General features: G+C 73.3%; 12 protein-coding genes. 2 read left to right on the top strand and 10 right to left on the bottom strand.

All coding sequences use genetic code 11. The annotated features are described in order from the left end of the window. Positions 1 to 22 precede the first annotated feature (22 nt). From AC1UE4_RS10260 to AC1UE4_RS10230, 7 genes are read right to left on the bottom strand one after another with little or no spacing between them, the layout of a single operon-like run. A complete protein-coding gene (locus tag AC1UE4_RS10260) occupies positions 23 to 895 on the bottom strand; it encodes a glycosyltransferase family 2 protein (RefSeq protein ID WP_482917126.1) in 873 nt (290 codons plus the stop codon). Continuing rightward, positions 892 to 1680, bottom strand: coding sequence for a CDP-alcohol phosphatidyltransferase family protein (locus tag AC1UE4_RS10255; protein ID WP_482917125.1), 789 nt, complete (start codon positions 1678 to 1680; stop codon positions 892 to 894). Before AC1UE4_RS10255 ends, AC1UE4_RS10260 begins: the two co-directional genes overlap by 4 nt. Further along, entirely contained in the window at positions 1646 to 2704 is a 1059-nt protein-coding gene (locus AC1UE4_RS10250) for an iron-containing alcohol dehydrogenase family protein (protein WP_482917124.1), read from the bottom strand. Before AC1UE4_RS10250 ends, AC1UE4_RS10255 begins: the two co-directional genes overlap by 35 nt. Further along, on the bottom strand, positions 2692 to 3423 hold the full coding sequence (locus tag AC1UE4_RS10245; protein WP_482917123.1) for a phosphocholine cytidylyltransferase family protein: 732 nt from the start codon (positions 3421 to 3423) through the stop codon (positions 2692 to 2694). The genes AC1UE4_RS10250 and AC1UE4_RS10245 overlap by 13 nt, the downstream gene beginning before the upstream one ends. Beyond that, entirely contained in the window at positions 3420 to 4109 is a 690-nt protein-coding gene (locus tag AC1UE4_RS10240) for a DUF5941 domain-containing protein (protein WP_482917122.1), read from the bottom strand. Before AC1UE4_RS10240 ends, AC1UE4_RS10245 begins: the two co-directional genes overlap by 4 nt. Beyond that, positions 4106 to 6097 carry a CDP-alcohol phosphatidyltransferase family protein gene (locus AC1UE4_RS10235; protein ID WP_482917121.1) on the bottom strand — a complete coding sequence of 664 codons (1992 nt, stop codon included), beginning with the start codon at positions 6095 to 6097 and terminating at the stop codon, positions 4106 to 4108. The genes AC1UE4_RS10240 and AC1UE4_RS10235 overlap by 4 nt, the downstream gene beginning before the upstream one ends. A 16-nt stretch (positions 6098 to 6113) precedes the next feature. Beyond that, on the bottom strand, positions 6114 to 7598 hold the full coding sequence (locus tag AC1UE4_RS10230) for a glycosyltransferase family 4 protein (RefSeq protein ID WP_482917120.1): 1485 nt from the start codon (positions 7596 to 7598) through the stop codon (positions 6114 to 6116). Between the two features lie 706 nt (positions 7599 to 8304). On the opposite strand from AC1UE4_RS10230, the gene AC1UE4_RS10225 reads away from it, so the two are divergent. Continuing rightward, positions 8305 to 9585, top strand: a complete 1281-nt coding sequence (locus AC1UE4_RS10225) for a lamin tail domain-containing protein (protein WP_482917119.1) — start codon at positions 8305 to 8307, stop codon at positions 9583 to 9585. A gap of 95 nt (positions 9586 to 9680) precedes the next feature. Then, the gene (locus tag AC1UE4_RS10220) at positions 9681 to 10688 is read left to right on the top strand and encodes a class I SAM-dependent methyltransferase (RefSeq protein WP_482917118.1); all 1008 of its coding nucleotides are present in this window, start codon (positions 9681 to 9683) and stop codon (positions 10686 to 10688) included. 8 nt (positions 10689 to 10696) lie between these two features. On the opposite strand, the gene AC1UE4_RS10215 is transcribed toward AC1UE4_RS10220, so the two are convergent. The 3 genes from AC1UE4_RS10215 to AC1UE4_RS10205 all read right to left on the bottom strand — a co-directional run bounded on the left by AC1UE4_RS10215 (position 10697) and on the right by AC1UE4_RS10205 (position 13790). Then, the gene (locus tag AC1UE4_RS10215) at positions 10697 to 11635 is read right to left on the bottom strand and encodes a YihY/virulence factor BrkB family protein (protein WP_482917117.1); all 939 of its coding nucleotides are present in this window, start codon (positions 11633 to 11635) and stop codon (positions 10697 to 10699) included. A gap of 66 nt (positions 11636 to 11701) precedes the next feature. Continuing rightward, entirely contained in the window at positions 11702 to 12616 is a 915-nt protein-coding gene (gene rarD / locus AC1UE4_RS10210) for an EamA family transporter RarD (protein ID WP_482917116.1), read from the bottom strand. 64 nt (positions 12617 to 12680) lie between these two features. Beyond that, positions 12681 to 13790, bottom strand: coding sequence for a sigma-70 family RNA polymerase sigma factor (locus AC1UE4_RS10205; RefSeq protein ID WP_482917115.1), 1110 nt, complete (start codon positions 13788 to 13790; stop codon positions 12681 to 12683). Positions 13791 to 13815: the final 25 nt, after the last annotated feature.

Here is a 13815-nt window from a genome sequence, read left to right as displayed (position 1 = left end):
CGGCTCAAGAGGCTAGTGAGGGTCAGATCAGGGGCGGACGGCCGGCGCGGGTCATGCGCCACAGCGTGCGGAGCCGAAGCGGCTTGCGCTCGCCCGCCGGGCCCCGCAGCCCGTCACGGTACCCGCGCAGCGCGTCGCGAAGCTCCACCGACGTTCGCATGCGGGGGAGCGTCCGCAGCGCGAACGTCGCGACGTACACCGGCGCCAGCCACAGCGGGAGCCGCCGCCGCGCCAGCCACACGCGGTTCCGCGCGCCGTAGTAGTTGGAGTACCCGTGGCGGGTCACGGCGCGCGGCGGAGGCGGGTGCTCGGCGACGAGGTCGCCCGCGTACTCGATCCGGTACCCCGCGTCGAGCAGCCGCCACGCGAGGTCGACGCCCTCGTGGACGAGGAAGAACTCGGCCGGCCAGCCGCCGACCTCCTCGAACACGCGGCGCGGGATCGCCACGGCGCCCTCCCAGATCGCGGTGAGGTCGCTCGTCCGCGCCCGGTCGCCGACGCGCAGCCGCGGAACCCAGTCGCGCGAGTAGCGGCGGTCGGCGCCGCGGGGCTCGACGTGCAGCTGCACGAGCCCCAACCCCGGCTCGCGCGCGAAGCGCGATTCAAGCTCCGACAGGGTCCGCTCCGACACGATGGACGCGTCGTCGTCGAGGAAGAACAGCAGCTCGCCGGAGACCAGGGGCACGCCCGCGTTCCGCCCGGCCGGGATGCCCACGTTCGACGCGAGCCCCAGCCCGCGCACCCCGGCCGGCAGCCCGACCGGCTCCCACGCGTTCCCGACGACCACCACGTCCACCTCGGCACCGGCGGAGCGCTGAGCCAGCAGCGACCGCACCGCCCGGTCGAGGTCGTCCGGCCGGCCGCCCTGCGTGAGGACGACGCAGCCCCAGCTCACCGCAGACGCCCCGACGTCAGGATCGCCACGAGGTGCCCGAGCGCCGTGATCGCCGCCACCGGCACCAGCGCGATCACCAAGGCACGCGTCCCGTCCAGGGAACCGAGAGCCACATCGACGACGGCGGCCGCCAACGCCAGGAACGTGAACTCCATCGCCACGAACGCCCGGTAGAACGGCAACCGCCCCGCGAGACGCCGCAGCCGCGCGAGCCCGCTCACCCGCGGCGACGCCACCGCGACGGTGTCCTCAACGAGCGGCTTGCCGCTCTCCATCCGTGCCACGTGCACCAAAGCCGTCTCGCCCTTGACGAACAGCACGAGAACGGACGTCAAGAGGCCCAAGGACGTCCACCCACCCAGCGAATCCCAGCCGCCGTCCGCGCGCACCGCGAGCCCGATCGGCAGCGCCGCCTCGGTCACCCAGTGCGCCAGCCGGTCCAGGTAGACCCCCACCGGCGACGAGATCCCGCGCCACCGCGCGAGCTCCCCATCGGAGCAGTCGAGCAGGATCTGCAGCTGGATGAGCAGCGCCGCCAGCACGACCCAGCCGAGCCCCGGCAGCGTCAGCGCGGCAGCGCACGCGACGCCGCTCAGCAGCATCAGCCACGTCACCATGTTCGGCGTCAGCGGCGTGCGGATCAGCAGCCGCGTCAGGTACGGCGAGAACCGCCGCACGTAGAGGCGGCCGGCCCAGTGCTCGCCGCTGTTGCGCGCGAAGATCGACGCGGGCTGCGTCGCCGCGCGCAGCTCAGCGATCGAAGGCCGCGACGTACGCGCGGACACGCTCGCTCACCCCCTGCCGATCCAGGGCGAGATGCTCGAGGATCGTGTAGCGATCGGGGCGCGTGCCGGGGGCGTAGTGCACCGCCTCGCAGAACTGCTCCTCCGTCAAGCCGAGATCGGCCGGCAGCCGCGGCAGCCCGTGATGCAGGAGGCAGCCATCGAGCTCGCGCACCATCGCCTCATCCGAGCGCAGGAACGCGGTGAACAGCGACGCCGCGCCGGCGAGCTCCCCGTGCGTCGCGGTCCCGGGGAAGAGGTGGTCGATCGCGTGGAGGATCTCGTGGTCGCCGCCGCTGCACGGGCGGCTCGTCCCGGCGGCGGCCATCGCCATCCCGCCGAACACCAGCGCCTCCGCCAGCGCAACGAGGAACTCGTCGTCGTCGATCGTGTCGCGCCGGTGGACGATCGCCATCGCCGCCGTCCGCGCGAACGTCAGCGCGAGCCCGTCGACGACCTCGCCGCGCTCCCGTTCCGCCAGCCGCCAGTCGGCGACCGCGCCGAGGTTCGAGATGACGTCGCCGATGCCCGAGCGGCGCATCTCCGGCTCGCTGCGCCGCACGTAGTCGAGGTCGACCACGACCGCGATCGGCATCTGCACGCCGTAGGAGCCCTTGCGGCCGTCGTGCTCCAAGGAGGCGACCGGCGACGCGATGCCGTCGTGGGCGAGGCTCGTGGCGACGGCGACCATCGGCAGGCCGCACAGCGACGCGGCGTACTTCGCGACGTCGAGCGTCCGCCCGCCGCCGATCCCGACGACCGCGTCGTGGAAGTCGTGGCGCAGCTCGTCCGCGAGCGCGCGCGCCGCCTCGATCGACCCGCCTTCCACCCTGTGCACGTCGGCGTTGACGAGCTGATCGCGCAGCTTCGACGCGATCTCGGCTCCCATGCCCGGCCCGACGACGACCGCGACGTGCCCGCCGCTCGACACGCGATGGTCGGCGAGCAGCGGAGCGAGCCGCTCGACGGTCCCCGGTCCGACGTCGATGGCCAGCGGCGTGCCGACCATGCGCGTCAGGAGCGGCAAACGACCTCCCGGGCGTGCGCGAGGTCGGCGTGGTCGTCGATCTCGACCCACGACGTCGGCCCGATCGGCGCGGCGCCGACGTGGCCGCCGCGCTCGGCGAGCTCCTGGAAGCCGTCCTCGTAGTACAGCTGCGGGTCGCGCTCGAACGTCGCCTTCAGCGCGTCGGCGAGCGGCCCGGCCGCCTCCGGCTCGATGAGCGTCACGCCGATGTACTCGCCCTGCGCCTGCGACGGGTCCATGAGCTTGGTGATCTTCTGCAGCCGGTTCTCGGCCGAGAGGCGGACCTTCATCGCCTCCTCGTTGAGCTCCTTGACGTCGTCGAGCGCGAGCAGCACGTCGGGGCCGCGGTTGGCGAGCAGCGTCTGCTCGACGCTCGGCGGATGCACCGTGTCGCCGTTGCAGAGCAGGACGCCCTCGGCGAACAGCTCGCGCGCGCACCACAGCGAGTACGCGTTGTTCCACTCGAGCGCCTTGTCGTTGAAGACGAGCTCGAGCTCGACGTCGTGGGTCTCCTCGAGGTCCGCGACCCGCTCCTCGATCCGGTGGGCGGCGAAGCCTGTGACGATCGCAACGCGCTCCATCCCCGCCTCGCGCAGGTTGGAGAGCGCGATGTCGAGGATCGTCCGGTCGCCGTCGACCGGGAGCAGCGTCTTGGGGAGATCCGTCGTGAGCGGCTCCAGCCGCCGTCCCGCTCCTGCGGCGAGCACCATGCCGATCACAGCGTCTCGTCCTCCTCGTCCTCGTAGGTCACGACCGTCGCTCCGCGCTGCCGGTCCAGGAACTGCCGCCATCCGCTGACGCACTCGACCGCGAAGAGGATGCCGAGCGCTGTGCCGAGCACGAACAGCCCGGCCGGCAGCGCGCCGAGCGCGAGCAGCAGCCACGCGACCAGCAGCCGGCCCTCCCAGCCGCCGCTGACCGTGTTCAGCCAGGCGGGCGGCGTCTCGGCGCGCGTGCGCAGCCGGTACACCAGGTCGTAGTGGCGGAACGCGCAGGCGGCGATGACGGCGTACGCGCCGGGCACGGCGTCGCCGCCGTGCAGCGACGCGAGCCAGATGAGGCCGCCGTACTCGGCCGCGCGCAGCAGCGGCGGGGCGAGCCAGCGCAGCCCCGTCGTGTCGCGCGCGCCGCGGCTCGCTCCGGCGACGAGCACCGCCCAGGCGACGACCGCGAGCGCGAGGCCGTTCGACGCGCCGTCGCCGTCGATCGCGATGACGGCGAAGAGCGGCAGCACGGCAAGGAGGACGAGCGCGAACGCGGGCAGCGGGATCGCGCGGCCGGCCGGCGCGAGCGCGTGGGCGATCGGCCCGTCGTCGCGGTAGAGCAGCAGCGTCTCGGGGGAGCCGACCGCCAGCGGCTTGCTCGGCAGCGGCTTGGAGGCGGGTGTCGCGGCGCTGGCGCTCACTTGTTCACCGACCGCAGGACGCGGCCCGTCAGCTGGTACAGGCCGGCGAAGCCGCCGCACGCGAGGACGACGACGAACGTCGTGTGCGGCGTGAAGAGCGCGGTGACGATCGCGATCGTCGCGAACCGCTCGCCGATCGGGAACGCGACGATCCGCTTGAGCCAGACCACGGCGGGCAGCTTGTCGAGCCGGCGCCAGATCCGCAGGACGCGGTTCGGGACGTCGCGCAGCCTGAGCGGCTCGGGCGCCGGCGGCTGCTCCTCCGTCGCGACCGCTTCGGCCTGCGTGTGACGCGTGCCGGGCGCGGGGCGGGGGACGAGCGAGTCGTCCGGCTGCGCGAGCGGCGCGTGCTTCGTCGCGCCGATCACCTGATGGCGCGCGGCGGCGAACGCGAAGTCGAGCTGGTGGCGGATCGTCTGCAGCGTCAGCGCCGCCCCGGCGAGGACCCACACGCCGTCCTCGCCCATGCGCGCGCCGCCGATCGCCAGGCCCGCGAAGACGAGGTACTCCTTCGAGCGGTCGAAGATCGAGTCCAGCCAGGCGCCGAGCTTGGAGAACGTGCGCGTGTAGCGCGCGAGCTGGCCGTCGACGCAGTCGGTGACGAACGCCGTGTGGAGCAGGACCGCGCCGGCGATCAGGCCCCAGCGCTCCCCCGTCGCGAACGCGGCCGCGGAGAGGAACCCGATGAGCAGCGAGACCGTGGTGATCTGGTTCGGCGTGAAGCCGCGGCGGGCGGCCCAGCGCGCGATGTGCTTCGAGTAGGGGCTGACGAAGAAGGTCGTGAAGAAGCCGTCGGTCGCCTTGACGGCGCTGTCGAGCAGGACCTTGTCCTCGTCGTAGAGCTGGATCCGCTCCTCCGCGCGCTCGATGCCCGCGTGCGAGATCGGGCGGCTCCAGAAGAGCTTGCGCAGGTGGGTCGTCGCGACGTGCGTTCCGTTGCGGACGAGGCCGACGAGCAGAAGCGAGACGGCGTCCTCGCGCGCCGCGACGAGCCGCTGGGCGACGAGCGCCTCGTCCTCGGCCGTGAGCTCGAGGTCGGTGCCGAGCTCCTCGTCGTCCTGATCGTGGTCGTGATCGGCGTCGCTGGACTCGGCGAACTCGCTGGGTTCGCCGTCGTCGAGGATGCCCTCGGCCTCGAGCTCGGCGCGGCGTGCGGCGACGCGGGCGAGCCAGCCGCGCCACATGTCGCCCTTGCGCTCGAGCTCCTCGGCCCAGCCTTCGGGCAGGCCGTCCTTCGTGAGCTCGTGGAGCTGGCGCGCGACGTCGGCGAGCGTGCTCGCGTCGCTGGGCGAGGCCTTGAGGACGCCGAGGAACGTCCCGCGCGGCCCGCGCGTGAAGTGGTACGGCGAGGCGGCGCTGACGATGCGGCCGCGGTTGCCGCGGTACTTCGGGGCGAACGGGCGGCCGATGCGGCGCCCGGCGCTGAGGATCCCGGTGGCGACGCGGGGGTCCGCGAGCAGGCCGGCGAGCGCCTCGCGGTGGGTGAGCACCTCGCCGGCGAGGACGACGACGCCTCCGGTGGCGGCAGTGGTGACGTCGGCGATGAGGCGGAGGTCCTCGGTGAGCGCCGGGCTCGTGTGGACCTCGACGGCGGCGCCGAGGTCGATGCGGGTGACGTCGGGCGTCGGCCCCGGGGCGCCGTCGTGCCGGGGATCGTGCTGCCGGGGGTCGTGCGCGGGGTCGTGCTCGACGAGGCCCGCGAGCGCGGCGCGGACGGCGGCGTCGTCGGCGGGGCGGGCGACGACGTGGATGTCGGGAACGCCGACGTCGGCGAGCTGGCCGACGAGGCGGCGCAGCACGGTCGCTCCCTCCCAGGGGAGCAGCGCGGCGGGGCCGCCCTCGGCCGCCGGGGCGGTGGCGAGGACGATCGCGGTCGAGGTGGCGATCGAGGGCGTGCGACGACCCGGCCGGCCCGCGGGGCCGGCCGTGGCGGCGGTGCCGTGGACGCCCGCCGCAGCGCCCGTTCTGGTCTGCGTCGCGCCGCTCATTCGACCGCGCGAGACCCTAGCGTCCGGGCCCCACGGCTCCGGCAGGTCCTTCGACCGTCCGGCCCTCCGTCTTCGCCGGGCGGCCGAGCCTCGCGAGGAGGTCGTCCCACTGGGCGCCGATGGCCGCGAGGTCGTACTGGGCGGCCTTGCTCCGGGCGGCTTCGCCCATGCGGCGGCGGCGGTCGGGGTCGTCGATGAGCTCCCGGATCGCCTGCGTGAGGCCGGCGACGTCCTCGGGCGGGACGAGCAGGCCGTCCCGGCTCTGGCTGATGATCTCGCTGGGGCCGCGCTCGCAGTCGAAGCTGACCGCGGGGAGGCCCTTGCTCATCGCCTCGACGAGGACCATGCCGAAGCCCTCGAAGCGGGAGCTCAGCACGAACATCGACGCCTGCTGCAGCGCGTGGCCGAGGCGGCGGGTCGGGCCCATGAGGAGCACGTGGTCTTGGAGCTGATGGCGGGCGATCAGCCGCTCGAGCGCCTGGCGCTCCCTTCCGCCGCCGTGGATCCTGAGCTGCCAGTCGGGGTGGCTGCGCGCGATCGGCGCCCAGGCCTCGATGAGGAGGTCGAAGCCCTTCTGGATGTTCAGGCGGCCGGCGGCGGCGACGACCTTGGACGTGGCGTCCGAGATCCCGCCGTCGAGCGGAGGGAGTGCGTTGGGAATGCGCTCGACCGTGACGCCGTGGGGGCCCTTGGCGAGCAGCTCGCCGTAGTCGCGCTTGTCCTCATCCGTCAGGACCGTGAGCGCGTCGAGCTTCGGGTAGTGGCGGCGGATCGCCTTGTCCAGCCCGGGGTGGGGCTGGGCGTGGAAGTTCATGTGCTCCTGGCCGATGGTCGTGATGCCTTTGGGAGCGAGCTCGGCGGCGAGCACGTTGAGCGCGGGGCGGGTGGTGACGAGCGTGCTCCCGGCTTCGAGCTTGCGGCGCAGCGTCGTGGCGAGCCGCAGGTCGGTCAGGAGGCTCCCGTGCGTGTGCGCGTGGTCGTCGGGGTGGATGAGGAGGCTCGGGACGCGGTCGAGCAGGCGGTGGAGCGGCTTGGCGGCCGCCGTGGCCTGCTTGCGGCGGTCGACGAGCGTCGTCACGGTCGCCTGCGGGGGGAACGGGAAGAACGGCTCGTCGCGGCGGCGGGCGAGGGTCATGACGTCCACCGGCCGGTGGTCCGCGAGATGCTCGGCGAGGTTCAGCGACGTCCTGATCGTCCCGCCCATCCCGTAGGCGTGCACGAGCAGGATGTGCACGCGGCCGGGTGCCTCGGCCTCTGCTGCGGTGCGCGGCCGGATCAACGCCTTCGCGGCGGCCAGGGCGATCCGATGGGCGGCGATGGCGAGCGGAACGACGACGAAGCGCTTCAGCGGCCCCCTGCGGCGAACCTGCTCGTCGTCCCCGTCGGCGGCCGGCTTCCTCGCGGCCTCGTCCGAAGCTCCGACGCGGATCGAGAGGTTGTCCTCGACGGTGTAGAAGGGCCGAACCTCCCGCCCACCGACCTGCACGGCCGGGAACGCCACGACCCCCCGCTTCCCGACGACACCATCCCGATGCCGCCCCACCCGGCGCCCGTCGGCGTAGAGATCCCAGACCCCCTCCGCCCCCAAAGAACCAAAGGGGACAGTCCCTTCATCTTGGGGGACAGTCCCTTCATCCTCGGGGACGGAGCGCATCCCCACTTCTGGGGAGGGGACAGTCCCTTCACGTTGGGGGACAGACCCTTCATGTTGGGGGACAGTCACTTCATGTTGGGTGGCTCGGTGGCGCGCGACGAGCTGCTTCGCAGGCGGGTCGAGGTGGAGGTTGAGGGACAGTCCCTTCACGTCGACGTGGGTGCGGAGGACCTCGGTGTGGGGCGGGAGGGGTTCGACCGTGATCGCGTCGCGCTCGATGCGGACGCGGACGAGGTCCTCGCCGTCCGGGACGACGACCGTCGGGCCTGTGGCCATGGCGGACGTGTCGCCTTCGAGCTCCCAGACCCCTGCCGGTGGCACCGGGAACAGCGCCTCAGCGCCGAGGGGCGTCCGAGCCACGTCGGCCCGGAGCTCCGCTCCACTCGACCGCTCCCGCAGGACCGCGACGTCCGGGCTGCCGGGCTCGACGAGCACGCTCAGCTCCCGCCCGCCGAGGACCTCGGCACGGCGGGCGACCAGCACGCCGCGGGCGGTCCTCGCGTCCACGTCCGAGAGGCTAGCCACCGGATCACCGCTACCGTGCGCCCCCGCGATGCGCCGTCTTCCCGTCCTCGCAGGCGCTCTGCTCGCCCTGCTCCTGATCACCGCTGCCCCCGCCGACGCGTGGCGCGCCCGCTGCGTCCCCGGCGACGGCAGCTCCTCGATGTGCACTTGGCGCAGCGGCAAGGTCACGTTCGTCGACGACGGCGACACGATCAACGTGAGCCCCCGGCCGCTCGCCCGCTCGCCCAAGATCCGCATCACGGGCATGCAGGCGATGGAGCTGACCCGCTACTCGGCCACCGCCGCCAAGCGCCGCGGCGAGTGCCACGGCGTTCCCGCCGCCAACCGGCTCGAGCGGCTCCTCGGGGCCAGCGGCAACCGCGTCCGCTACGCCGCCCAGCGCACCTCCAGCCTCAGCGAGGGCCGCGCCCGCCGCGCCGTCTACATCAAGCGCGGCGGCCGCTGGGTCAACGTCGCGAAGCTCATGCTCGCCGAGGGTCACGCGCTCTGGCTGCCGAACGAGATCGAGTTCGCCTGGAACCGCGACCTCGGCCTCACCGCCGACAAGGCCGCCCGCACCAAGCGCAACATCTGGGACGACGACACCTGCGGAAGGGGGCCGAGCGCGGGAGCGCCCCTGCAGCTCGTCGTCAACTGGGACGCCGACCTCGGCGACAACGAGAACCTCAACGACGAGTGGGTCCGCGTCGCCAACCGCGGCAGCACGCCCGTGAGCCTCGCCGGCTGGTGGCTGCGCGACTCCGCGCTGCGCCGCTTCCGCTTCCCGGCCGGCGCGAGCATCCCGCCCGGCGGCTTCATCAAGCTCCACGTGGGGAGCGGCACCACGACGGCGACCGACTTCTTCTGGCGCCAGCCCGCCGCGGCGTTCGAGAACATCACGACCGACGCGAAGGCGCTCGGCGACGGCGCGTACCTCTTCGATCCGAACGGCGACCTGCGCGCCCACATGCAGTACCCGTGCCGCGTCGCGTGCGGCGATCCGGCGGGGGGAGCGCTCGTGGTGGCGGCCGACTACCGCAGCGACGAGGTCATCCGCGTCCGCAACGCGGGCGCGACGCCGATCGACCTCGGCGGCTACCGCGTCGAGAACCCGCCGTACGGCTACACCTTCGCGCCGGGGACGATGCTCGGGTCGGATGAGACGATGGCGATCGAGGTCGGGGGCGACCCGCGGAACGACACCCGGCTGCGGCGCCACTGGGGCTTCGACCGAACGATCCTCGACAACCCCGGCGACCTCGTCCAGGTCGCGACGTACCGCGGCGTGCGCGTCGCGTGCACGGCGTGGGGCTCCGTGAGCTGCGGCTGACAACCAACGCGTCGGCTGCTTGACTGCGGGTCATGCCGACGCCGCGGACACGCGCGTTGCGCAGGGCGCGCCGGAAGCTTGGCCTGCCACCACGCGTGCTGTGGCCGTACGCGCTGCCGGGCGTGCCGGACATGCTGGAGCGCCGGTGGGAGGAGCGGCTCGAGCGCACGCCTCCCATCACCGCGCAGCAGCACATCGCCGCGACCGGGATCAAGCCGATCGAGGAGCCGATCGGCTGCGACCTCTGCGGCGAGGCGACGATGCAGCCGCTGTTCCATCCGCTGAGTCATCGCCGCAGCGGCGGCTACCACGTCGTCCGCTGCCCGCGCTGCGGCTTCCTGTACCGCCATCCCGGCATCAGGCCCGAGCGGCTCGGTGACCTGTACGCGAAGAGGTACTCGAAGTTCCTCTCGGGCAAGTACGGCGACGAGAAGCGCAGGCGGCGCTACCGGCTCGTGCTCGACGCGTTCGACCCGCTGTTCCGGTCGGGCGACGGGCGGCGTCTGCTCGACTTCGGCTGTGGGATCGGCCTCTTCCTCGATGAGGCCCACGAACGCGGCTTCGAGGCCCACGGGGTCGATCTCTCGCGCGACTCCGTCCGCGTGGCACGGCGCAGGCCCAGCGGTCGCAACGCCCACTTCGGCCATCCGCACGACGTCCCCGAGATCGCCGCCGGCGGCTTCCACGTCATCACGATGTGGTCGGTGCTCGCGCACCTCGCCAGACCGGTCACGGACCTGCGCTCGCTCTGCGGCCTCCTCGCCGCCGACGGCCTGCTTCTGATCCTCACGGTGAACGGCAACTCGCTCGAGCTCAAGGCGCGGGGGAGCCGGTGGAGCGGCTTCACGCCGAACCACCTCAAGATCTTCTCTCCGACGACGCTCCCCGCGCTGCTGCGCCTCGCCGGGTTCGCCGCCGTCTGGTTCCGCCCGATGCCGCCCGACAGCGTCGCCGCCGGCACGACCCGGCTGTCGCCGCGCAACGAGCAGCGGCTGCGGCGCGCCATCGAGGACGGCAACCGCGCGAACATGATGCGCGCGGTCGCCTTCAAGGACCCCGAGGGCCCGGAGCGCTGGGGCGTCGAGGACGCCCGGGCGCTCTAGGCGCCGGCTCAGACGTTCTCGTCGCGATCGACGCGCGGCGCGGTCACGCCGGCCCGGACCGCCTCCAGCTGGGCCGCGAGGGCGAGCCCGAAGAACAGCGCGACCGAGCTGAGGAACGTCCACAGCAGCAGCCCGATCGTTCCCGCCAGCGGGCCGTAGGTCGCGCCGAACCCGCCGACGACGTCGACGTACACGACGAGCACGCCCATGAACGCGAGCCACAGCGCCGTCGATCCCGCCGCCCCGAACGCGAGCCACGACGGCTCGGGCTGACGGCGCCGCGGCGCGCGCTCGAACAGCAGCGCGATCGCGCCGACCGCGAGCACCACGCCGAGCGGCCAGCGCGCCACCGACCAGATCGCGTCGAGCGCGTCGCCCCAGCCGACCGCGTCGCGGATCACCGACCCGCCGACGAGCACGACGAGCGACAGCACGGCGAGCGTCCCCGCCGTCAGCGCGAGCAGCGCCGCGTTGAAGTACTTCCGCACGAACGGGCGGTCGCGCTCGGTGCCGTAGATGCGGTTCGCGCCGCGCTCGACCTGCGCCATCGCCGTCGTCCCGGCGATCGCGGCGGCGACCGCCCCGCCGACCAGCGCCGTCTCGCCCGACTCCTGCCGCGCGGCCGTGGTGCCCTGCCGCAGCGCGTCGGTGAGCAGGTCGCCGACCGGGCCGGGGACGAGCTGCTCGATCGTGCCGCGCACCACGCGGGTGAACGAGTCGGCGTCGAGCGCCGCCGCCAGGCCGACGGTCGCGATCAGCGCGGGCAGGAGCGTCAGCGCGATCTGGAACCCGAGCGCCCGCGAGTGGCTGAACCCGTCCGCGGCGCGGAAGCGCGCGACCGCGTCGACGACGAGCCGGCGCCGGCCCGTCCGCCGCAGCGTCTCGACGGCCTCGTCGCCCTCGAGCTCCTCATGGCGGGTGACGGGGACGGAGGAGGCGGTCGTCATCGGGCGGCCACGGTGACGGCGGAGGCGGTCGTCATCGGGCGGCCACGGTGACGGCGGAGGCGGTCGTCATGCCGTCGCCGGCGCGGCCTCCAACCGCGCCCGCTCCGCCGCCGAGCGCCGGGCGCTCCTCACCGCGTCGTGCGTGAACACGAGGAGCGCGACCCACACGAGCGCGAACCCCGCGAGCCGCCCGGCCGGCATCGCCTCGCCGTAGAGCAGCACGCCGATGAGGAACTGCAGCGTCGGCGCGAGGTACTGCAGGACGCCGAGCGTGGCGAGCGGGATGCGGATCGCCGACGCCCCGAAGAGCATGAGCGGCACGGCGGTGGTGATGCCGCCGCCGAGCAGGAGCAGCGCGTGCCCGGCGCCCTCGCTGCCGAGCGTCCCGTCGCCGCTTGCTTGCAGCCACACCACGTACGCCAGCGCCAGCGGCGCGAGGATCGCCGTCTCGACGGCGAGGCTCTGGGTGCCGTCGACGTTCGCGCTCTTCTTGACGAGCCCGTAGAACCCGAACGAGCACGCCAGCGTCAGCGCGATGAACGGCGGCCGCCCGTAGTCCACGGTCAGGACGAGGACGGCGATCGTCGCGATCACGACGGCCACGAGCTGGTTGCGGCGCAGGCGTTCCCCCAGCACGAAGACCGCCAGCGCGACGGTCACGAGCGGGTTGATGAAGTAGCCGAGGGACGCCTCCACGACGTGCTCGCTGTTCACCGCGTAGATGAACATGCCCCAGTTGACGGTGATGAGCGCGGCGGCGAGCGTCAGCAGCCGCACCTGCCGGCGCCCGAGCGTCCGGATCCAGCAGAACCCGGCCGTCGCCGCGAGCACCGCGACGAGGAACACGAGCGACCAGACGATCCGGTGCGCGAGGATCTCGACCGATGCGGCCGGCTCGAGGAGCGGCCAGTACAGCGGGAACAGGCCCCAGAGCACGTACGCGCCGATGCCGGCCAGGGTTCCCGCGCGCTCCGATGACACGCGGTCACGGTAGCTCGGGTCCGGCGGGCTCCCGGCCCGCCGGGTTGCTCAGTCCGTCAGTTCCTCAGCCGGTCAGTCGCGGCGGCAGGCCGAAGCTCTCGAACGAGCCGGCCAGCCGCGCCTCGTCGGCGGGCTGGTCGACCCAGCGGTGGTAGGCCTCGCGCTCGGTCGGCTCGATCGAGCGGACGGCGAACGCCACCACGTCGGACACCTTGTCGCCGGTCAGCGTGAGCACGTTGAGAGCGAACGGCAGGTACGCGCCCGCGTCCTCGTCCCACGCGTAGAAGCCGATCGCCGGCTGGCCGTTGGCGGACGTCGGCTGCCCCTTCCAGCGCCACATGCCGGACATCGGGAAGCGGGCCAGGAAGTCGGCCATGACGTCGCGCGGGCCGAACCAGCTCGCGAGCGGCGGCATCGAGATCGCCGCGTCCTCGCTGAGCATCGCGACGACGGTGTCGATGTCGTTCTCCTCCCACGCCTTCAGGTAGCGCGCGACGAGCTGCTCGAGCTCGTCGTCGCCGAGCTGGGCGATCGTCTGCTGCTGGCTCTGCTCGGGGACGCGCTCCTCGACGGCCTTCCGCGCGCGCTGCAGCGCGCTGTTGACCGAGGCGACGGTGGTGTCGAGCGTCTCCGCGACCTCCGCGGCCGAGAACCCGAGCACCTCGCGCAGGATGAGCACCGCCCGCTGGCTGGCGGGGAGGAGCTGGAGCGCGGCGACGAAGGCGAGCTCGACGCTCTCGCGCAGCTCGTACCGGGCATCCGGGCCCATCGGGATGTCGCCGGTAAGGAGCACTTGGTCGGGATACGGCTCGATCCACACCGACTCGACGAGCGGCTGACCGGGACCGTCGTGGGGGTCGGTCGCGGGACCGAAGTCGACGGGGAGCACGCGCTTCGGGCGGCGCTGGATGTGGTTCAGGCAGGTGTTCGTGGCGATCGTGTAGAGCCAGGAGCGCAGGGAGCTGCGGCCCTCGAAGCGGCCGATCCCGCGCCACGCTCGCAGCAGCGCCTCCTGCAGCGCGTCCTCGGCGTCCTGGACGGAACCGAGCATCCGGTAGCAGTGCGCGTGCAGCTCGCGCCGGTAGGGCTCGACGACCCCGGCGAACGCGTTCTCGTCCCCTCCGCGAGCGGCCTGGAGCCGACCCCGTTCCCGCTCCTCCGCAACCGACGGCATGCGTCGGACCCTAATCGCTGGTCCG

It is taken from the genome of Parviterribacter kavangonensis (genome assembly GCF_056863335.1).
The sequence above is the reverse complement of the archived record's forward strand: the minus strand, read 5'-3'. Positions and strand labels throughout refer to the sequence as shown.